We start from the raw sequence: 21,117 nt of genomic DNA, 5'->3' as shown, positions 1-21,117 counted from the left end.
TTGCCGCGCATCGACGCCATCCGGACATACCTCCGAACGCCGCGGTCAGCCGTTCCACAGACTGAAAGTCGAACCGCCCGCCGTCGGGCGGACGAATTCCGGACTGTGGCGATCGCTCGCCGGCAGCGTGTTCAGACGCGCCGGCGTGCGACCAGCGTGACCAGACCCAGGCCCGCAGCCAGCATGGCCCAGGTGCCAGGCTCCGGTACCGCCGTCACCTGCAGCAACTGGCCGCGGATCTCGCCGCCGGGAAAGACCGCGTTGTGGATGTTCACGTAATAACCCCCCGCCAGCAGATCGGTCAGATCGAGCGCGCCCGGCCCGCTCCGGGTGAATGCGGCGGCCGTCCAGCTGCCGTCGTCCTGCATCGCCTGCAGGATGTCGTCGGCGAAATCGAACACCACCGGTCCGTTACTGCCGGCCGGACCTTCGTGAATATGGGCACCTGTCACCGAGGCGGCCAGACCGCCAGCGCCGAAGATGAGCTGGGTGATGCTGTTCGTGCTGTCGTCGAACGTGAGGTAGGCGCTGCCGTACGCCGTCGAGGCGTTGGCGGGTACCTGGCTCGCGCCCGACAGGTTGGCGACGAACTGGAAGGTGGCGGCCTGTGCCGATGAGGCGGCCAGGGCGAGGGCGGCAATGACGACTTTGCAGGCTTTCAGACGGGTCATGACGAAATCTCCGTAACGGTTGTCGGGAATGTTCCGGCCGGACACAGGATGCATCCGCGGCGGTACCCCTCGTGCTACACGGCAGGTGCCATTCCGGATGCAGGCATCGCCTGAAAGTCGGACCGCCCGGTTGACGGGCTGCGGCCGATTTTCGGACTTCCTGTCTGGTGCGCCGCAACGTTTCCCGGTAAGCGGTCACTTCATCCCCCTCCGGAATGCCGTTTCCGTCGATGGTGCGATGCACACGACGCGCGCCGGCACAGGCTTTGCTGAATCTCCTCCGGGCAATTCGCGGCGACGTCGCGAAACACCGATGCAACAAGGAGGAGGCAGATGAAAAAGCTCTACCCGGACGCCAAGAGCGCGCTCAAGGGTTTGCTCAAGGACGGACAGACGCTGGCGGTCGGCGGCTTCGGGCTGTGCGGCATTCCCGAGCAGTTGATCGACGCGGTGGCCGACAGCGGCACGCATGACCTCACGGTGATCAGCAACAACGCCGGCGTCGATGGCATCGGTCTCGGCAAGCTGCTGGCCAATCGTCAGGTGCGCCGGATGATCGCGTCCTACGTCGGCGAGAACGAGGAATTCGAACGACAGCTGCTGTCGGGCGAGCTGGAGGTCGAACTGACGCCGCAGGGCACGCTGGCCGAGAAGCTGCGCGCCGGCGGGGCCGGGATCCCGGCGTTCTACACCCGCACCGGCGTCGGCACGCCGGTCGCCGACGGCAAGGAAACGCGCGATTTCGGCGGACACCGCTATTTGCTTGAGCACGCACTGCTGGCCGATGTGGCCCTGGTCAAGGCGTGGAAGGCGGATGGCGCGGGCAATCTGGTCTTCCGCAAGACCGCGCGCAACTTCAATCCGATGATCGCGACTGCCGGGCGCACGACGATCGCCGAGGTCGAGGAGATCGTGCCGACCGGGCAGCTCGACCCGGACCAGATCCATACGCCGGGCATTTTCGTGCAGCGCGTGATCGTCAATCGCACCCCTTCGAAGCACATCGAAAAACGCACGACGAGGACTGCCTGACATGGCCTGGACACGAGACGACATGGCGCGCCGCGCGGCGCGCGAACTGCGCGACGGCTACTACGTGAACCTCGGCATCGGCATGCCGACGCTGGTGGCCAATCACATTCCGGAAGGCATGGACGTGTGGCTGCAGTCGGAAAACGGCCTGCTGGGCATCGGCCCCTTTCCGACCGAGGACGAGGTTGACGCCGACCTGATCAACGCCGGCAAGCAGACGGTGAGCACGCTGCCCGGCAGCAGCTTCTTCAGCAGCGCCGATTCGTTCGCGATGATCCGCGGCGGTCACATCGACCTCGCCATCCTCGGCGCGATGCAGGTGAGCGAACGCGGCGATCTGGCGAACTGGATGATTCCGGGCAAGCTGGTCAAGGGCATGGGCGGCGCGATGGATCTGGTGGCCGGTGTGCGCCGTGTCATCGTCATGATGGAGCACTGCAGCCGCAGCGGCGAACACAAGATACTGAAGCAGTGCGACCTGCCGCTGACCGGGGTCGGCGTGGTGAGCCTCATCATCACCGACCTGTGCGTGCTGGCGGTGACGCCTGACGGTCTGGAGCTGCGCGAACTGGCGCCCGGCGTGAGCATCGACGAGGTGCTCGAAAAGACCGGTGCGCCGGTGCTCACTGCACCGGTGGTGCTGTGCTGACGCCGGGCGGTGCGGCGCCTGCCGCCGCCGCGCGTCGCAGCGCGCGCGCCAACGTGATCACGCTGCAGCAGCTGGTGCAGGGTTACGGCATTCCGCTGGCGCGGGTTTCCGCCTTCGAGGAGCTCGGCATCATCGACGCAGCCGGCGCCGACCGCTACAGCTGCGAGGACGATGACCGGCTCATCATCGCCGCGGCCGCCGTGCAGCTCGGCTTCACGCTGCGCGAACTGCGCGAGCTGATGGACCTGTACGACGAAGCGTCACCGGCCCGCCGTGCGCTGCCCAACTTCATGAAGCTGCTCGCCAGCTACCAGCGCCTGATGGCCTGGCGTCAGCCCGAAGGCTACGACCCGCCGCCGGCCGGACGTCAGCGCAAACCTTTCCGCGCCCGGCACTTCCGCCCGGAAATCGTCTCTTCAAAGGAATCGACATGAGCATCCTGGTTGGCCAGACGGCGCCGGACTTCACCGAGAACGCGGTGTGGGGCGACAACGAGTTCCGCCCCTACACGCTGTCGGACGGTCGCGGGCGCTACACCGTGCTGTTCTTCTATCCGCTGGATTTCACCTTCGTCTGTCCGTCGGAACTGATCGCCTTCGAGCGGCGCATGCCCGAGTTCGCCCGCCGCAATGTCGATGTGGTCGGCTGTTCCATCGACTCGGCCTACACCCACCTGGCATGGAAGAAGACCTCGTATGCCGAGGGCGGTGTTGGTCCGCTCAGCTATCCGCTGATCTCCGACATGACGCACGCGGTGTCGCGTGCCTACGGGGTCGAAGGGCCGATGGGCATTTCGCTGCGCGGCACCTTCCTGATCGATCGTTCCGGCGTGGTGCAGCACCAGATCGTGAACAACCTCGCGCTGGGCCGCGACATCGACGAGCTGCTGCGCGTGATCGATGCGCTCCAGCACACGGAACTGCACGGCGAGGTCTGCCCCGCCGGATGGCAGAAGGGCAAGGCCGGCATGACGCCGACCGATCGCGGTGTGGCGAGCTACCTCGCCGAACATTCGGACATGCTGTGATGGCACCCTGGGAGAACGGACACATGAAACTGTACGACTGGCACGCAGCCCCGAACCCGAAGCGGGTTCGCATGTTTCTGGTCGAGAAGGACCTGGACCTGAACATCGTCGAGGTGTCGGGTGAGAACCTGCGCCTGCGCGCCGACTACATCGAGAAGTTTCCGCAGGCCATGGTGCCCATGCTGGAACTGCCGGACGGCCGCCAGATCGGCGAGTCGATGGCGATCTGCCGTTACCTCGAAGAACTGCATCCGGCGCCGCCGCTGCTCGGTCGCAACGCCTACGAGCGCGCCATCGTCAACATGTGGGAAAGGCGTGCCTTCGACGAAGGCATGATGGCCGCCGGCGAAGTATTCCGGAATACCGCCGACGCCTTCCGCGACCGCGGCCTGCCGGGTTTCGCGTCGCCGGTGGCGCAGATTCCCGCCCTGGTCGAGCGTGGCCGCGAGCGGCTCGGTCACTTCTTCCGCAAGTTCGACCAGCAACTGGGCAAGCATCGCTACGTTGCCGGCGAGACCTTCTCGGTGGCCGACTGCACCACCTTCTGCAGCATCGAGTTCGCAGGCTGGTCGGACATCGGTATTCCGGCCGACTGCAGCAATCTGCTGCGCTGGCACAAGGACGTGAGCGCGCGCCCGAGCGCGCGCGCCTGAGGATCGCCGACATGCGAAGCCGGGTGAGTGTCGACACGCTGCAGGGCAGGGCGGCGCGCGCATCCGGATCGCATCGAGGCCACGAAGCACTGCATCGGGGGATGCGCGAATGATCGACCTTTACTCTGCACCGACACCTGATGGCTGGAAGGTTTCGATTGCGCTCGAAGAGCTGCGCATCCCCTATGCCGTGCACCCGATGGACGCCTGCAGCGGCGAACGCCTGGCGCCGGAATTCATGCGCGTCAGCGCCTGCGCCTGTTCGCCCACCATCGTCGATCACGACGCAGCGGGTTTCTCGGTCAGCGATGCCGGCCCGGTTCTGGTCTATCTCGCCGAACGCAGCGGCCAGCTGATGCCGAGCGACGCCATCGGTCGCTCGCGCGTGATGCAGTGGCTCATGCTGCCGGTCGATGCCGCCGACGCGGCGAAGACGGGCGATGCGAAGGCCGCACGGGCGGAGATGCTGCGTCTGTTCGCGCTGTTCGACCACCACCTCCAGGGCGCCGACTACCTTGCCGGCGCGTTCAGCATTGCGGACATCGCGCACTGGGCCTGGATGCGCATGCATGCCTGGTCCGACGTCGATATGCATCGCTTCAACGCGCTGGCGCGCTGGCTTCAGCGCGTCGCGGCGCGCGACGCCACGCTGCGCGGCCTGCGCGCGCTGCCGTCACCGTCGCTCGAACGGCCGGCCGAACATGTGTGGAAAGTGAAATCCATCCTGCTGCGTTGAGCGCGCGAGCGACGATTCAACGCGTCCGGCACAAGTCCTGAAGTCGCGGTCGGAAGACCGCTCCACGCAGAACCGGATCCAGCCAGCACCCTGTGGGAGCGGCCTTGGCCGCGACACGGCTTTGGCCGGCCGCCGGGTTCGGTCAAGCCCGCAATCGCGAGCAAGTTCGCTCCCACGGGCTTCGCGCCAGGCACCGAACGAGGGCGCTCTGCGGGAAGTAGTCATGATTACCGCTTGGGCCTGAACCAAGCGCCGCGCACTGCCCTCCGTTGCTGTCGGGGTCAGAAGACCCCTCCTACAGAAAGCCCGGATTCGACCGCGTGTCGTGCGCATTTCGTGTGGGAGCGGCCCTGGCTACCGCCGAGATCTGAACCAAGCGCCGCGCACTGCCCACCGTTGCTGTCGAGGTCAGAAGACCCCTCCCACAAAGAGCCGGCTTCGACCGCGTGTCATGCGCATTTCCTGTGGGAGCGGCCTTGGCCGCGACGCGGCTTTGGTTGGCCGCCGGCATCGATCAAGGCGGCAATCTTGTGAGCAAGCTCGCCCCCACCGTCGCCCAACCGCGCAGCGCGAGCCACTGCGTTGACGCTGCCTGGAAGTTGTTGCGACGCAGCATGTCAAAACCGTCCGAAACGACCGTCCGACGCGGGTTTCCGGACTGTCCGATCGCACTACGGTCGCTTCATACGATGCCGTCCGAATTCCATCCGTCCGATGCCCGTCGGCATGTTGTCACCCGCCCGGCGAAGAAAATTAACCGTCTATAAATCAATCGCTTGCGAGATTGCCGTGTGCCGGAATCCGCACTGGCACCGTCCTTGCACCTGGAGGCTTGTTCGATCGCGGCCAGATCGATCAGGAAACACCGGCCCACGGGGGTCGGAGGCGAAGAGCAGTTGGACTATTCAAATGGAGACGTGGAGATGACGATCGATAACTCGTCGGTTCAGGTGCTGGGGATTGATGCAGGCGGCACCATGACCGACACCTTCTTTGTCCGTGCGGACGGCCGCTTCGTGGTCGGCAAGGCACAGAGCAATCCCGGGGACGAATCCCTGGCGATCTACAACTCGTCGGTCGATGCACTGGCGCACTGGGGCCGTGAGGTCGATGACGTGTACCCGGAGCTGGTGACCTGCGTGTACTCCGGTACCGCGATGCTGAACCGCGTTCTGATGCGCAAGGGCCTCGACGTCGGCCTCATCTGCAACCGCGGTTTCGAGCAGGTGCATTCGATGGGCCGCGCGCTGCAGAGCTATCTGGGTTACGCGCTGGAAGACCGCATCCACCTGAACACGCACCGCTATGACGAGCCGCTGGTTCCGGTGTCGCGTACCCGTGGCGTGACCGAGCGTACGGATGTGCAGGGCAAGGTCGTCATTCCGCTGCGCGAAGCCGAAGTGCGCACCGCGGTGAAGGAGCTGGTCGATGCCGGCTCGCAAGCCATCGTCATCTGCTTCCTGCAGTCGCACAAGAACGGCACCAGCGAACAGCGCGCCCGCGACATCGTCAAGGAAGAGCTGAAGAAGCTGAACGTCAATATCCCGGTCTTTGCCTCGGTGGATTACTACCCGCAGCGCAAGGAAAGCCACCGCATGAACACCACCATTCTCGAAGCCTACGGCGCGGAACCGTCGCGCGAAACGCTGAAGAAGGTGAGCGACCGCTTCAAGAAGCACGGTGGCAAGTTCGACCTGCGCGTGATGGCCACGCACGGCGGCACCATCAGCTGGAAGGCCAAGGAACTGGCCCGCACCATCGTGTCCGGCCCGATCGGCGGCGTGATCGGCTCCAAGCTGCTGGGCGAAGCGCTGGGTGACGAGAACATCGCCTGCTCGGACATCGGCGGTACCTCGTTCGACGTGGCACTGATCACCAAGGGTTCGTTCGCCATCAAGTCCGATCCGGACATGGCCCGCCTGGTGCTGTCGCTGCCGCTGGTGGCGATGGACTCGGTCGGTGCCGGCGCCGGTTCCTTCGTGCGCCTGGATCCGTACTCGAAGTCGCTGAAGCTGGGCCCGGACAGCGCCGGCTACCGCGTCGGTACCTGCTGGCCGGAAAGTGGCCTGGACACGGTGTCGGTGTCCGACTGCCACGTCGTGCTGGGTTACCTGAACCCGAACAACTTCCTCGGCGGCGCGATCAAGCTCGACGTGCAGCGTGCGCGTGACCACATCAAGGCGCAGATCGCCGACCCGCTGGGCCTGTCGGTGGAAGACGCCGCAGCCGGCGTGATCGAGCTGCTCGACCTGACGCTGTCCGAGTACCTGCGCGCCAACATCAGCGCCAAGGGTTACAACCCGGCCGAGTTCACCTGCTTCTCCTACGGCGGTGCCGGCCCGGTTCACACCTACGGCTACACCGAAGGCGTCGGCTTCAAGGACGTCGTCGTACCCGCCTGGGCGGCCGGCTTCTCGGCCTTCGGTTGCGCCTGCGCCGACTTCGAATATCGCTACGACAAGTCGGTCAACCTCGGTGTCGCCCAGCTGGCCAGCGACGCCGACAAGGCGGCCGCATGCCAGACCCTGCAGGCGGCCTGGACGGAGCTGGCGGGCAAGGTGATCGAGGAGTTCGTCATCAACGGCTTCAAGCCGGAAGACGTGATGCTCATCCCCGGCTACAAGATGCAGTACATGGGTCAGCTGAACGACCTGGAAATCATCTCGCCGGTGTTGACCGCCGCGACCGCGTCCGACTGGGACAAGATCGTCGAAGCCTTCGAGAACACCTACGGCCGCGTCTATGCGAGCTCCGCACGTTCGCCCGAACTGGGCTTCTCGGCCACCGGCGCAATCATGCGCGGCACCGTGGTGACGCAGAAGCCGGTGCTGCCGGAAGACCCGGACTGCGGCCCCACGCCGCCGCCGGAAGCGCGCATCGGTACCCGTCCGTTCTATCGCCACAAGAAGTGGGTCGATGCGGTGATCTGGAAGATGGAAGCGCTGAAGTCGGGCAACCACATCGTCGGCCCGGCCATCATCGAATCCGATGCCACCACCTTCGTCGTGCCGGACGGCTTCGAAACCTTCGTCGACAAGCACCGCCTGTTCCACCTGAAGGAAGTCAAGTAAGCGCCGGTGTCCTGAAGGGCTGTCGGCACCCATCCGGGGTTGACAGCACAGCGATCCGGAAAAAACTCCAAAGGAGAGACTGAATGAACATGTTGAGCAACAACGAGACCGGCTTCGCCGATCTCCTGAAGAACGGCCAGACGCTGAAGCAGTTCCGCGACGGCATCATCGAGCGCACCAAGGCCAGCGGCCACTACAACGGCCTGGAAAAGCTGGAACTGCGCGACGCCGACCCGATCGGCTACGAGAAGCTGTTCTCCAAGCTGCGCGGCGGCCTAGTGCATGCCCGCGAAACCGCGAAGAAGATCGCCGCCAGCCCGATCGTCGAGCAGGAAGGCGAACTGTGCTTCACGCTGTACAACGCTGTCGGCGACTGCGTGCTCACCTCGACCGGCATCATCATCCACGTCGGCACGATGGGCGCGGCGATCAAGTACATGATCGAGAACAACTGGGAAGCCAACCCCGGCATCAATCCCGGTGACATGTTCACCAACAACGACTGCTCGATCGGCAACGTTCACCCGTGCGACATCGCCACCATCGTCCCGATCTTCTGGGAAGGCCGTCTGATCGGCTGGGTGGGTGGTGTGACGCACGTGATCGACACCGGCGCGGTGACCCCGGGTTCGATGTTCAACCGGTCAGGTGCAGCGCTTCGGCGACGGCTACATGATCACCTGCCGCAAGACCGGTGTGAATGACACGCCGCTGCGTGACTGGCTGCACGAGTCGCAGCGTTCGGTGCGTACGCCGAAGTACTGGATTCTCGACGAGAAGACCCGTATCGCCGGTTGCCACATGATCCGCGAACTGGTCGAGGAAGTGATCCGTGCCGACGGCATCGAGGCCTACGAGAAGTTCGCCTACGAAGTCATCGAGGAAGGCCGTCGTGGCCTGATGAGCCGCATCAAGGCGATGACGCTGCCGGGCAAGTACCGCAAGGTGTCCTTCGTCGATGTGCCGTACAAGCACGAAGACGTGCAGGTGTCCTCCGCCTTCGCCAAGCTCGACTCGATCATGCACTCGCCGTGCGAAATGACGATCAAGCCGGACGGCAAGTGGCGCCTCGACTTCGAAGGTGCGAGCCGCTGGGGCTGGCATACCTTCAACGCCCACCAGGTGGCCTTCACCTCGGGCATCTGGGTGATGATGTGCCAGACGCTGGTGCCGACGCAGCGCATCAACGACGGTGCCTACTTCGCCACCGAGTTCCACCTGCCCAAGGGCACCTGGTGCAACCCGGATGACCGCCGCACCGGCCACGCCTACGCATGGCACTTCCTGGTGTCCGGCTGGGCGGCGCTGTGGCGCGGCCTGTCGCAGTCCTACTTCAGCCGCGGCTACCTCGAAGAGGTGAACGCCGGCAATGCCAACACCTCGAACTGGCTGCAGGGTGGCGGTATCAACCAGGACGGCGAGATCCACGCGGTCAACAGCTTCGAAGCCTCGTCGTGCGGTACTGGTGCATGCGCCGTCAAGGACGGCCTGAACCACGCCGCCGCCATCTGGAATCCGGAAGGCGACATGGGCGACATCGAAATCTGGGAAATGGCCGAACCGCTGCTCTACATGGGCCGCAACGTGAAGGCCAACTCCGGCGGCTACGGCAAGTACCGTGGCGGCTGCGGCTTCGAGACGCTGCGCATGGTGTGGAACGCCCAGGACTGGACGATGTTCTTCATGGGCAACGGCTTCATGAACAGTGACTGGGGCATGATGGGTGGTTACCCGGCTGCCACCGGCTACCGCTTCGAAGCGCACAAGACCGGCCTGGAGCGTCGCATCGCCAACGGCGAAAGCCTGCCGCTGGGTGGCGACATCGATCCGACCTCGCCGACCTACGAGCACAACATCGATGCCACGGCACGGATCAAGCGCGACAAGCAGTGCATGACCACCGAGGACTGCTACGACAACCACGATCTGTACCTGAACTACCTGCGTGGCGGCCCCGGCTTCGGTGACCCGATCGACCGCGAGCCGAAGGCGATCGAGAAGGACCTGAACGAGAAGTTCCTGCTGCCCGAGTATGCCCAGAAGGTGTACGGCGCCGTCTTCACCCAGAACGCCAAGGGTGCGTATGTCATCGATGTGGCGAAGACCCAGGCCCGTCGCGCCGAGATGCGCAAGGAACGTCTGGCCCGTGCGGTGCCGGTGCGCGAATGGATGAAGGAAGAGCGCGAACGCATCATCAACAAGCACGCGTCGCAGGCCGTCCAGCACATGTTCGCCACCAGCTTCGCGCTGTCCGAGAAGTTCACCAAGCACTTCAAGGACTTCTGGAGCCTGCCGGCCGACTGGCAACTGCTGGAGACCGAACTGGGCGTTCCGTCCTACGGTTCCAAGCACCGCATGGACCTGTCGCTGATGCCTGACGTCACCACTGTCGTCCAGGTCGAAGAGTGACCTCCAACAGACCGATCACGCGAATCAAGGAGCAATAAATGTTGACTTACACCAACGAGCAGGTCGCTCACCTGGCCGAGGGCACGCTGGACTGGGAAACCACTTTCCGCATGCTGTCCATGCCGAAGGACAACAGCCGCTTCAAGCAGTACGTCGAGGCGCTGCAGAAGAAAGTGACCTTCAAGGACAAGATCGTGCTGCCGCTGGCCCCGCACATGTACATCGTGCAGACCGCGAAGAAGCAGTGGGTCATCAAGTGCGATTGTGGTCACGAGTTCTGCGACTACACCGACAACTGGAAGATGCACGCGCACATCTACGTGCGTGACACGGAAGAGGCGATGACCGAGGTTTATCCGAAGCTGATGGCGCCGGATACCAACTGGCAGGTGTACCGCGAGTACTACTGCCCGACCTGCGGCACGCTGCACGACGTCGAGGCACCGACTCCGTGGTACCCGGTGATCCACGACTTCGAGCCGGACATCGAAGCCTTCTACAAGGAGTGGGTCGGCCTTCCGGTGCCCGAACGGGCGTCGTGATGGATAGCCGGGGCGCCCACAAGGTGCCCCGGCGCGACCGGCCGGGGGAGGCCGGTCGCAGCGACAGCGGCCGGTTCCGGCCGGCCGCCTTCCTCCAAACACCCTGACGCGGAATCGGCAGTACCCGTATGCGGCCTCTGGCGGCTGCAGGGGGCCCCTCACGCCGAAATGTCCGTCCAGGTCATGAAAAGCGTCGTGCGCCCAGCGCACGGAACGGCGCCAGAAGGAGACAGAAGATGCTTCACCAGCTCAAGCGGTTCGGCAGCGGTGCACGTGCCGCGGTCAATGTCGTCACCTCGACGCTTCCCATCGCCATCATCGGTGGTCTGCTGTACGCGGGCTTCTTCGTGAAGGCCGAAGCCGTCATCAACAAGGTCGAGCCCAAGGCAGTCGAGCGGCGCGACAACTTCTTCAGCGTCACCGCACCGAGCGAGCAGATCGCCTGGGCTGCCGGTACCGGCGGCAAGATCGTCCGCAGCGACGACGGCGGAAAGACCTGGCACCGCCAGGTGGCCCCCACCTACGAAAACCTGCAGGGCATCGCCGCCTGGGATGCGCAGCACGCGGTGGTCGCGGGCAACCACGGCGTCATTCTCTACACCGCCGACGGCGGCAGCTCCTGGAAGGCCGGGCAGGTGCCGAAGTCGGACAACCCCAACAAGCTGTTCCGCGTGCACATCTTCGACGGCGTGGCCTGGGCGGTCGGCGAATTCGGTTCGCTGCTGCGCTCGGAAGACAAGGGCGTGACCTGGACGCGCGCGATGGAAGAGAAGGACCGCGCCTGGAACGACATCTACTTCCGCGGCCAGAACGGCTGGCTGGTCGGCGAGTTCGGCACCGTCATGCGCACCACCGACGGCGGCGCGACCTGGACCGAGAACGAACTCGAAAACAAGGTGAGCCTGATGGGCGTCGATTTCCGCGACGACCAGAACGGCGTTGCCGTGGGCCTGACCGGGACCCTGCTGGTGACCAGCGATGGTGGCGCCAGCTGGCGCGAAGTGCCGCGCCTGACCCGCGAACACCTGCTCGACATCGCATGGGACGAGAACCGCTGGGTCGCCGTCGGCGACAAGGGCGTGATGGTCACGTCGGACGCCGCAGCCGCCGAATGGAAGCTCGGTCGCATCTCCGAGGGTGACGTGTCCTGGCGCACGCAGATCGCGCGTGCCGGTAATCGCTACTACGTATCGGGCGCCAATCTGGGCGTGCTCGAGGGCGGCAAGCTGACCATCGTCGGTCGATAAGAAGCGCAGGGGGAGAATGCTGTGAAAAACGAAACTTTCAGCAAGGTCGAACACGCGTTCGCGACGCTGATCCGTCATCGCACCTGGGTGGTGCTGGCGGTGGCGCTGCTGACCGCCGTCATGGGGTATCTCGCGAGCCACGTCGAAGTGAAGACGGTGTTCAGCGACTTGCTGCCGAAGAACCACCCGTACGTCGCGGTGAACCAGCAGTTCAAGTTGACCTTCGGCGGTTCGAACATGGTCAGCATCATGATCGAGGTGAAGGAAGGCGACATCTTCAAGCCCTCGGTGCTGGCCAAGGTGCAGAAGATCACCGTCGGTCTGCAGCAGGTCGACAGCGTTGACACCTACCAGATCATCTCGATCGCATCGAAGAAGATCAAGGAGGTGCGCGCCTCGACCGAGGGCGTCGAGTCGCGGCCCATCATGTGGCCGGAGCTGCCCAAGGGGCCGGCCGAGATGGCGGTGCTGAAGGAGGCGGTGCTCAACAATCCGCTGATCTACGGCCCCTATGTGTCGATGGATCTGAAGGCCACGCTGATCACCGCCGACTTCCTCGACGGTGACATCAATTACAGCAAGGCCTTCGAACAGATCATGGGTCTGGTCAAGGAGGCCGACGGCGACGGCGTAATGGTGCGCGTGGTCGGCGAGCCGGTGCTCTACGGCTGGGTCAATTACTACCTCGACGAAACCATACAGATCTTCTTCGCCGCCATCGCTTCGCTGGTCATCATCCTGATGCTGATTACGCGCACCTGGCACGGCACTGTGCTGCCGCTGCTGGCCGGTGTCATCAGCGCGATCTGGGCGCTGGGCGCAGCCAAGCTGATGGGCTTCCACCTCGATCCACTGGTGATCGTGGTGGCCTTCCTCATTACGGCGCAGGCGATCTCCAACTCGGTGCAGCTGATTTCGCGCTACGACGACGAGATCGCGCACGGCGCGACGACGTCGGCCGCGGCCGCGGTGGCGAGCGCGAAGAATCTTTTCAAGCCTTCGATGCTGGCCATCGTCGCCGACGCGGGCTGCGTGCTGGTGGTGGCGCTGACCCCGATACCGATGCTGGAAAAGATTTCCTACATCGGCACGGTGTGGATCTTCTCGATCTTCGTCAGTGCGCTGATCATGACCCCGGTCATGCTGTCCTTCTTCAAGCCGGGACAGGGGTTCGTGCATCCGCTGAACATTCGCCCGGTGCTCGAAACCATCCTGCGTGCCTGTGCAGGTGTCGTCACCACGCGCCTGCGCTACGTCGTGCTGGCCATCACCGGCATCGTGTTCGTGGTGTCCGGCTGGTATGCCTTCAACCTGAAGGTGGGTGACGCCAACCCGGGTTCTCCCATCCTGTGGCCGGACTCGTCGTACAACCGGGATGCGTCCGACATCAACCGCCAGTTCCAAGGTTCCGACCGCATGTTCGTCGTGGTCGCCGGCAAGGAGAAGGGCGCGCTGCGCGAGCCGGAAGTGCTGCAGAGCATGGCCAACTTCCAGCGCTATATGGAAGCCCAGCCCGAGGTCGGCGGCAGCATTTCGCTGGCCGACATCCTGCCGCAGGTGCGCCGCGTGCTGCGCGAGGGCAATCCGATGTACGCCGAACTGGGCAACGACGCCGGCGAAAATTCGGAGCTGACCTACATGTTCGTCTCGGGTTCCGATCCGGGCGACATGGACCGCTACGCCGACGCCGACGCGAAGAACGGCGCGGTCACGCTGTTCTTCCGCGACCACCAGGGCGAAACCATCCGTACCGCGGTGGCCCGCGTGCAGGACTACGTGGCGCAGAACCCGATCGAGAAGGCGGACTACCTGCTGGCCGGCGGCCTGGTCGGCGTGCTGGCCGCGGTCAACGAGGTCATCCTCGCCGGCCAGATCGAGGCGATCGCGCTCGCGCTGCTGGTGCTGGTGGTCTGCTGCACGGTGACCTACCGCTCCACCGTGGCCGGGGTGTTCTTCATGATCCCGGTGATGCTGTCCAACACCATCACCTTCAGCTACATGGCATGGCAGGGCATCGGCATGAACATCAACACGCTGCCGGTGGTCGCCCTGGGTATCGGTCTGGGGGTTGATTACACCTTCTACATCGTCGATGGCATCCGCGAGGAACTGCACCACAACCCCAACGTGGAACGCGCCATCGTCAAGGCGCTGTCCAGCGCCGGTCGCGGCGTACTGGTGACCGCACTGACGCTGATCACCAGCGTCGGTCTGTGGAGCTTCTCGTCTCTGCGCCTGCAGGCCGACATGGGTCTGCTGATCGCTCTGTGGCTCTTCATCTCGGCCTTCAGTGCGCTCTTCATCATGCCGGCCATCGTCTATGTGTTCCGCCCCGCGTTCATCGTGGGCAGCAAACAGCGCCCGATCGAGCGCGCCGAAGAACCTGCAGTCGTTGTGTGAGGGCAGCCCGTCGCGCCCGTCGGTGTCAGCCGACGGCGACGGGCGTGTGCAGGCGGCTCATGGGTAGTCCCAAACAGGAGGGAGTGGAGACATGAGAAGAAGCAGAACCTTCAGGCGGACCGGCACCGGTCTGGCGGTGGCGGCGGCACTGGCGATGATGGGCATGCCCGTCGCGCAGGGCGCCGAGGAGGCGGCGAAAGAGGGTGGCAACTGGGCGGGTACGGACGATTTCAGTTTCCAGCTGTCGGGTTACGCGCGTGCCTGGGCCTCGTTCAATCTCGAGGATCAACCGGAACTGAGCGCAGTCGGCAAGGACAGCGCCGGCAAGCTGTCGATGTTGCGTGGCTCCGTGCTGCTCGACGCCGACGCGAAGACCGGCCCGGTCAAGTGGAAGGTGATCGGTCGCCTCGACCGCGAGTACAAGACGAACTACCTCGAAGATCTCGAAGACCTGCGTGCCACCAACGGCACGGCCGGCGGCAAGAGCATCACCGAGAACTACAACAACGGCGACATCCGCGAGTTCTGGGCGGAGATTCCGATTGGTGACCGCATCACGGTCAAGGCCGGCAAGCAGCAGCTGGTGTGGGGCGAGTCGGACTTCTTCCAGGCGATGGACCTGGTTCATGGCTACGACTACAGCTGGCGCCTGTTCTTCGAGGGCGAGAACGAGGAATGGCGCAAGCCGCTGATCATGGTGTTGACCAAGATCCGCATTCCCGAAGCCAAGGGCATGATCGCCGCCTTCGTGCGTCCGGGCTGGGACCGCTGCGAGGACATCGGCAACACCTACGATATCCGCGGCGGCCGCTGGTTCTTCCAGCCCTACCGCGGCTTCGACCTGACGCAGGTGACGGACAAGAACTGCGATCACAAGGACGGCGACATGGACGACGTGACCGGCGGTATCCGCTGGTCCGGCGAAGCCTTCGGCCTGAACTACTCGATCGCCTACCTGACGACCTTCGCCGCTGATCCGGTGGCCAGTTCCGTCTTCAGGCCGCACCAGGGGGTACCGGTCACCGGTGCCGTGTTCGACCTGATCCATCCGAAGATCGACGTGCTCGGCGCCACGGTCAGCGGCTACAGCGAAACGCTGGACGCCGTGATCAGCGCGGAAGTCGCCTTCACCAAGGACCAGCCGTACAACGTCGGCAGCGGCGCATTCAATCCGGGAAATGCCGCCAACCCCGGCATCGGTCTGAACGGCATCAAGAAGAAGGACACGCTGCGGACCATGATCCGCATCGACAAGGACCTGAGCCTCGAAGGCATCTTCGGCACCTCGCGTCCGTCCTTCTCGTCGGTCCAGCTGTTCAACACCCAGGTGCTGGACTACGACGGCCGTGAAGACCTCGTTCGCCTGTTCGCCTACGGCACCAAGCTGAACGAGCACAGCACCATCCTGACCATGTTCACGACGCTCAACTACAAGAACGACACGATCAATCCCGGCCTGGCCGTGGGCTTCGATCTGTCGAACGGTGGTGGCTTCGCGATCCCGAGCGTGGCGATGACCTTCTCCGACAAGTGGCTGGCGAAGGTCGAAGCGGACATTTTCTGGGACGGCGGCAAGAGCAACAGGACCCAGTTCAGCAATGGTGAATCCCAGCTGTTCGGCTACTTCAGTCGCGCAAGCCAGCTGGTGTTTCGCTTGACCCGGCAGTTCTGATCAAAGGAGGAAGACAGATGTACACGCTCAACACACATATCCCGGCCGGTCGCGCGCGACGCACGGGTGTCGCCGGTGCGCTCGCACTGGTGCTCGGTCTGGCCGCCGGTCAGATCAACGCCAAGGAGCTGGAAGCCGGCTTCATCATCGACAAGAGCAACTACGACAGCATCAAGAACGACACCTTCGAGAAGAAGACGATCGCCTCGATGGTGCCGGAGAAGCTGGAGTGGATGATCAAGAACTACAACCTGACCATCAAGCTCGCCAACTCGAAGAAGATCGAGATGGATCCGAAGTATGTCGAGTGGTCGAAGAAGAACGTCGGCACCGTCAAGTTCAATCCGGCGGACCGCACCGTTTCGGGCTGGCAGGCCGGCATGATGTTCCCGCCGGAAACGATCAAGATGGACGATCCGCACGCCGGCGACAAGGTGATCTGGAACCTGCGCGCTGCCACCTACGGCGCGACGATGGACCTGCGCGACATCGCCTGGGCCTTCCTCGACGCGAAGAAGGGCTATGAGCGCGTGCAGGCCTTCCAGTCCCGCCGCTACTACATGGAAGGCCGGCTGGATGGCGGTCCGATCACGGTCGGCGACGGCACCATCGCGCAGAAGACCTACTTCGTCGCCCACTACCCGCAGGACATCCGTGGCCTCGGCACCTTCTCGGTCCGCTACAACCAGGCCGATTCGAAGAAGCCGGACGACTCCTACGCCTACCTGAAGTCGGTGCGCCGCGTACGCCGTCTGTCGGGTGGCGCGTGGATGGATCCGATCGGCGGTACCGACCAGCTGTACGACGACTGGGACATCTGGGACGCCGCGCCCACCAAGTACAAGTCGAACAAGCTGATCGAGAAGCGCTGGGTGCTGGCCATCGCGCACAGCCCCGAGATGAGCGTCGATGTATCGCAGCCCTACACCGAGCCGCAGAAGCGCTTCCCGCGCATCAACATGAGCGAGGCGCCGTACTTCAACCCGGCCAAGGACATCGGCTGGGAGCCGCGCGAGGTGTACGTGGTCGAGGGCATCCCGCCGGACGAGCATCCGTACAGCAAGAAGGTGGTGTACATGGAAGTGGACTTCCCGCGTCCCTACCTCGGCTATGCGGAAGACCGCAAGGGCGAGTTCTGGAAGATGTTCATCTTCCAGAACCGGCCTGACATCGGCGACGACGGCTACAAGGCGGTCATGCCTGTCATCGGCCACATCATCGACGTCAAGCGCGGCCACGCCACCAACTGGTCGTCGAACATGAAGTCCAACCCGAAGGGCGTCAAGGAAACCGACGTATCGCTGAACGTGCTCGAAGAAGTGGCAACGGGTACGGGCAAGTAAGCGCAGTTGAACGCATTGCTGGAACCTCCTCCCGGCATGTTCGCCCGACCCTGTGCAGCGCGGGGTCGGGCTTTTTTCGCCGCGGAAACCGGGTGCGGAGCGGGCCGGCATAAAGAGAACAGGATTCGATCATGAAGGTATTCACGCCATCTGGATACGAGTGGAAGGGCACGCGGCTTGCCCGTTTCATTGAACGTCATGGCTACGGCTCGCTCGATCAGCTGCAGGAGGACGCCGAGCGCGATGCGCCGGTCTTCTGGGACCGCGTCGTGGCCGAGGTGGGGCTCGAATGGAGCACGCCCTACACGCAGACGCTGGACATGAGCGACGGCATCATGTGGCCGCGCTGGTTCGTCGGCGGCCGGCTCGATCTGGTCGACAACATTGTCGGCAAGCACGCGCGCCGCCACCCGGACAAGGTGGCTGTCCGCTGGGAAGGTGACGCGGGCGAAGAGCGACGCATCACCTACGCGGAGCTGGCACGCGAAGTCAACGGCGTGGCGGCGGGGCTGCGTGCGCTGGGCGCAGGCGAGGGCAGCCGTATCGCGATCTATCTGCCCATGGTGCCGGAGGCCGCCGTCATCCTGCTCGCCGCGGCAAAGATTGGCGCCATTTCGGTGCCGATGTTCTCCGGCTACTCCGCCGACTCGGTCGTACAGCGCGTGCAGGACGCCGCAGCCACCGTGCTGGTGTGCGCAAACGGCTACTTCCGCCGCGGCAAGCCGGTGCGCATGCTGGCCGACGCGCTGGCCGCGGCCGATGCCTGCGAATCGGTGCAGCACGTGGTGGTGGTCAACCGCCTGGGCAACGGACCGTACGCCGGCAGCGAGCATGGCGGCCACTACGATCTGTGCGATTACGCGACGCTTGCGGCCACCCCGGCGGATCCGTCCGCGGCTGAGTCCTTCGGTGCCTCCGACCCGTTGATGCTGGTGTACACGTCCGGTACCACCGGCAAGCCCAAGGGTGTGGTGCACACGCACGGCGGCTTCCCGCTCAAGGCGGCGCAGGACATGGTGATGGCCTTCGATCTGCGCGAGGACGACACCCTGATGTGGGTGACCGACATGGGCTGGCTGATGGGCCCATGGATGGTGTTCGGCGCGCTGCTGCTGGGCGCCACCATCGTGCTGTGCGAAGGCACGCCTGACTACCCGGACGCCGGCCGGCTGTGGCGCATCGTGCAGCGGCACGGCGTCACCCACCTCGGCCTGTCGCCGACGCTGGTACGCCTGCTGATGGGCAGCCGCGACGCCGTGCCGCAGAGCGGATCGCTCGACACCGTGCGCGTGTTCGGCTCGACCGGCGAGGCGTGGAACGAGACACCGTGGCTGTGGCTGTTCGAAACGGTCGGTCAGAGTCGTCGTCCCATCGTCAATTACTCGGGGGGGACCGAGATCGGCGGCGGCATCCTCGCCTGTTTCCCCGGTTTGCCGCAGACCGCCTGCGGCTTCAACGGACCGATCCCCGGCATGGCGGCGGACGTCGTTGATGCCGAAGGCAAGCCGGTGCGCGGCAGCGTCGGCGAACTGGTGCTGCGCCAGCCGTGGCCCGGCATGACCCAGGGCTTCTGGAACGACCCCGAGCGTTACGAGGACACCTACTGGTCGGCGCTGCCCGGGCTGTGGGTACATGGCGACTGGGCCAGCATAGACAGCGACGGCTACTGGTTCGTGCACGGCCGCAGCGACGACACCATCAAGGTGGCGGGCAAGCGGCTCGGTCCGACCGAGTTCGAGTCGGCGCTGGTGTCGCACCCGCTGGTGGCCGAGGCGGTGGCGGTCGGTGTGCCCGACCCGATCAAGGGCGAGGCGGTGGTGTGCTTCGTCACGCTGCACGACAAGCGCAGCGGGCAGGAGGGCTGGAGCGTGTGGGAAACCGAGCTGTCGGACCACGTCGCCCGGCTGCTCGGCAAGCCGTTGCGCCCGGCCCGCATTCACGCGCTGACGCAGATCCCGAAGACGCGCAACGGCAAGATCCTGCGCCGCGTCGTGCGCAACGCCTACATCGGGCGACCGATGGGCGACCTGTCGTCGATGGAGAACCCGCGTTCGATCGACGAGGTGATCGGCCTGCGCGCCGCCCGCGTCTGAAGGTCGGACGATCGGACGTCCGAAAGCCGGACGGTCGCAGTACGCGCCGTACGGCTTTCGGACGCCCCATGTCGTTGACTCTCAAGAAATCGAGTCAGGTGATTGAAAAAAAGACGTTTTTCAATTCATCGAAACTGGCCCGCTAATTGCAATTACGTGACACGCGGACGCGCAGCGGCCCGACGGTTGCCGCCTTCCGCGAAGGAGCATCGAGTGAATCAAGTGTCAGATCCCGTAGTCGTCGTGTCGGTCAGCCGCACTCCGCTGGGCGGATTTCTCGGCAACCTTTCGGCGCTGACCGCGCCTCAGCTCGGCGCAACGGCAATCGCCGCCGCCGTGCAGCGTGCCGGCATCAGTGCCCACGACATCGATGAGGCCTATATGGGCTGCGTGCTGCCGGCCGGCATCGGTCAGGCGCCGGCCCGACAGGCAGCCCTCCGCGGCGGCCTGCCGGCATCCACCGCCTGTACCACCGTCAGCAAGGTGTGCGGCTCGGGCATGAAGGCGGTCATGCTGGCGCACGACGCAGTGCGCGCAGGCTCGGCCGGCATCGTCGTCGCGGGCGGCATGGAATCGATGAGCAACGCCCCCTATCTGCTGGCCCGTGCCCGGGCCGGCTACCGACTCGGTCACGACCGCGTGATCGACCACATGTTTCTCGATGGGCTGGAAGACGCCTACGACGAGCGCGGCACGCTGATGGGCGTTTTCGCCGAGCGCTGCGCCGAGGAATATGGTTTCAGCCGCGCCGACCAGGACGCCTGGGCGCTGCGCTCGCTGAACCGCTCGCTGGAAGCCGATACGAGTGGCGCCTTCGACTGGGAGATCGCGCCGGTCGAAGTGATCGGTCGCGGCGACTCACGCGCCAGCGTGGTGCGCGACGAGCAGCCGCAGACGGCGAAGCCGGAGAAGATTCCGTCCCTGAAGCCCGCCTTCCGCAAGGACGGCACGGTCACGGCCGCCAACTCGAGTTCGATTTCCGACGGTGCCGCGGCGCTGGTGCTGATGCGTACATCCACCGCCAGGTCGCGCGGCCTGACGCCGCTGGCCACGATAGTCGCCCACGCCGGTCACGCCGGCGCACCGGCGCGCTTTCCGATGGCACCGGTCGATTCGATCCGCAAGGTGCTGGAACGCGCCGGTTGGTCGAAAGCCGATGTCAACCTGTATGAGATCAACGAAGCCTTCGCCGTCGTGACGCTGGCCGCGATCCGTGACCTCGGCCTCGATCCGGATACGGTGAATGTCCATGGCGGCGCCTGTGCGCTCGGTCACCCGATCGGCGCCACCGGCGCGCGGCTGCTGGTGACGCTGATCGGCGCGCTGCGACGCAGCGGCGGCCGGCGCGGCATCGCCAGCCTGTGTATCGGTGGCGGCGAAGCCACTGCGATCGCACTGGAGTTGTACGAGAATTGAGCTAACCTGATTTGATTGGCCGGGTGGCGCCCGGCCTGCGCCTTGAAGATTCACCCGGTGGCTGACATTCCGCGGCTGCCGGTGCAACATGGTTTTCAAACAAGCCTGCGAGACGATGCGCCTCGAAGCGGATCGCTACGCCGGTATCGGAGGAGT

15 protein-coding genes and 1 pseudogene are annotated in these 21,117 nt (G+C 64.7%); 15 read left to right on the top strand and 1 reads right to left on the bottom strand.

Features of this window, described 5'->3' with window-relative positions:
* Positions 1–131: 131 nt before the first annotated feature.
* Complete coding sequence (locus ACQ66H_RS11585) at positions 132–671, bottom strand: CHRD domain-containing protein (protein ID WP_430434161.1); 540 nt, start codon at positions 669–671, stop codon at positions 132–134.
* 333 nt (positions 672–1,004) lie between these two features.
* On the opposite strand from ACQ66H_RS11585, the gene ACQ66H_RS11580 reads away from it, so the two are divergent.
* The 15 genes and pseudogenes from ACQ66H_RS11580 (at position 1,005) to ACQ66H_RS11510 (ending at position 20,961) form a co-directional block, all read left to right on the top strand.
* The gene (locus tag ACQ66H_RS11580) at positions 1,005–1,703 is read left to right on the top strand and encodes a CoA transferase subunit A (RefSeq protein WP_019918094.1); all 699 of its coding nucleotides are present in this window, start codon (positions 1,005–1,007) and stop codon (positions 1,701–1,703) included.
* A 1-nt stretch (position 1,704) separates the two neighbouring features.
* Positions 1,705–2,352, top strand: a complete 648-nt coding sequence (locus tag ACQ66H_RS11575) for a 3-oxoacid CoA-transferase subunit B (protein ID WP_304027014.1) — start codon at positions 1,705–1,707, stop codon at positions 2,350–2,352.
* Positions 2,346–2,786: a hypothetical protein gene (locus tag ACQ66H_RS11570; RefSeq protein WP_430434160.1), complete on the top strand. Its 441-nt coding sequence runs from the start codon at positions 2,346–2,348 to the stop codon at positions 2,784–2,786. The genes ACQ66H_RS11575 and ACQ66H_RS11570 overlap by 7 nt, the downstream gene beginning before the upstream one ends.
* A complete protein-coding gene (locus ACQ66H_RS11565) occupies positions 2,783–3,379 on the top strand; it encodes a peroxiredoxin (RefSeq protein ID WP_019918097.1) in 597 nt (198 codons plus the stop codon). Before ACQ66H_RS11570 ends, ACQ66H_RS11565 begins: the two co-directional genes overlap by 4 nt.
* Before the next feature lie 23 nt (positions 3,380–3,402).
* The gene (locus tag ACQ66H_RS11560; protein ID WP_430434159.1) at positions 3,403–4,032 is read left to right on the top strand and encodes a glutathione S-transferase family protein; all 630 of its coding nucleotides are present in this window, start codon (positions 3,403–3,405) and stop codon (positions 4,030–4,032) included.
* A gap of 109 nt (positions 4,033–4,141) precedes the next feature.
* Positions 4,142–4,768, top strand: coding sequence for a glutathione S-transferase family protein (locus ACQ66H_RS11555; protein ID WP_430434158.1), 627 nt, complete (start codon positions 4,142–4,144; stop codon positions 4,766–4,768).
* Positions 4,769–5,691: 923 nt separating this feature from the next.
* On the top strand, positions 5,692–7,839 hold the full coding sequence (locus ACQ66H_RS11550; RefSeq protein ID WP_430434157.1) for a hydantoinase/oxoprolinase family protein: 2,148 nt from the start codon (positions 5,692–5,694) through the stop codon (positions 7,837–7,839).
* 83 nt (positions 7,840–7,922) lie between these two features.
* A pseudogene (locus ACQ66H_RS11545) lies at positions 7,923–10,248 on the top strand (hydantoinase B/oxoprolinase family protein).
* A 38-nt stretch (positions 10,249–10,286) separates the two neighbouring features.
* Positions 10,287–10,790, top strand: a complete 504-nt coding sequence (locus ACQ66H_RS11540) for an acetone carboxylase subunit gamma (protein WP_430434156.1) — start codon at positions 10,287–10,289, stop codon at positions 10,788–10,790.
* Positions 10,791–11,026: 236 nt separating this feature from the next.
* Complete coding sequence (locus tag ACQ66H_RS11535) at positions 11,027–12,037, top strand: WD40/YVTN/BNR-like repeat-containing protein (protein ID WP_430434155.1); 1,011 nt, start codon at positions 11,027–11,029, stop codon at positions 12,035–12,037.
* A gap of 21 nt (positions 12,038–12,058) precedes the next feature.
* Complete coding sequence (locus ACQ66H_RS11530; protein WP_430434154.1) at positions 12,059–14,437, top strand: efflux RND transporter permease subunit; 2,379 nt, start codon at positions 12,059–12,061, stop codon at positions 14,435–14,437.
* 91 nt (positions 14,438–14,528) lie between these two features.
* Entirely contained in the window at positions 14,529–16,109 is a 1,581-nt protein-coding gene (locus tag ACQ66H_RS11525; RefSeq protein WP_430434153.1) for a DUF1302 family protein, read from the top strand.
* Positions 16,110–16,126: 17 nt separating this feature from the next.
* Positions 16,127–17,452, top strand: a complete 1,326-nt coding sequence (locus ACQ66H_RS11520) for a DUF1329 domain-containing protein (protein WP_296811760.1) — start codon at positions 16,127–16,129, stop codon at positions 17,450–17,452.
* A 131-nt stretch (positions 17,453–17,583) separates the two neighbouring features.
* Complete coding sequence (locus ACQ66H_RS11515) at positions 17,584–19,545, top strand: AMP-binding protein (protein ID WP_430434152.1); 1,962 nt, start codon at positions 17,584–17,586, stop codon at positions 19,543–19,545.
* A 213-nt stretch (positions 19,546–19,758) separates the two neighbouring features.
* A complete protein-coding gene (locus tag ACQ66H_RS11510; protein ID WP_430434151.1) occupies positions 19,759–20,961 on the top strand; it encodes an acetyl-CoA C-acyltransferase in 1,203 nt (400 codons plus the stop codon).
* Positions 20,962–21,117 lie beyond the last annotated feature (156 nt).

Source organism: Methyloversatilis sp. (assembly GCF_965284615.1).
In the GTDB taxonomy this organism is placed as follows: Bacteria; Pseudomonadota; Gammaproteobacteria; order Burkholderiales; family Rhodocyclaceae; genus Methyloversatilis.
The sequence above is the reverse complement of the archived record's forward strand: the minus strand, read 5'-3'. Positions and strand labels throughout refer to the sequence as shown.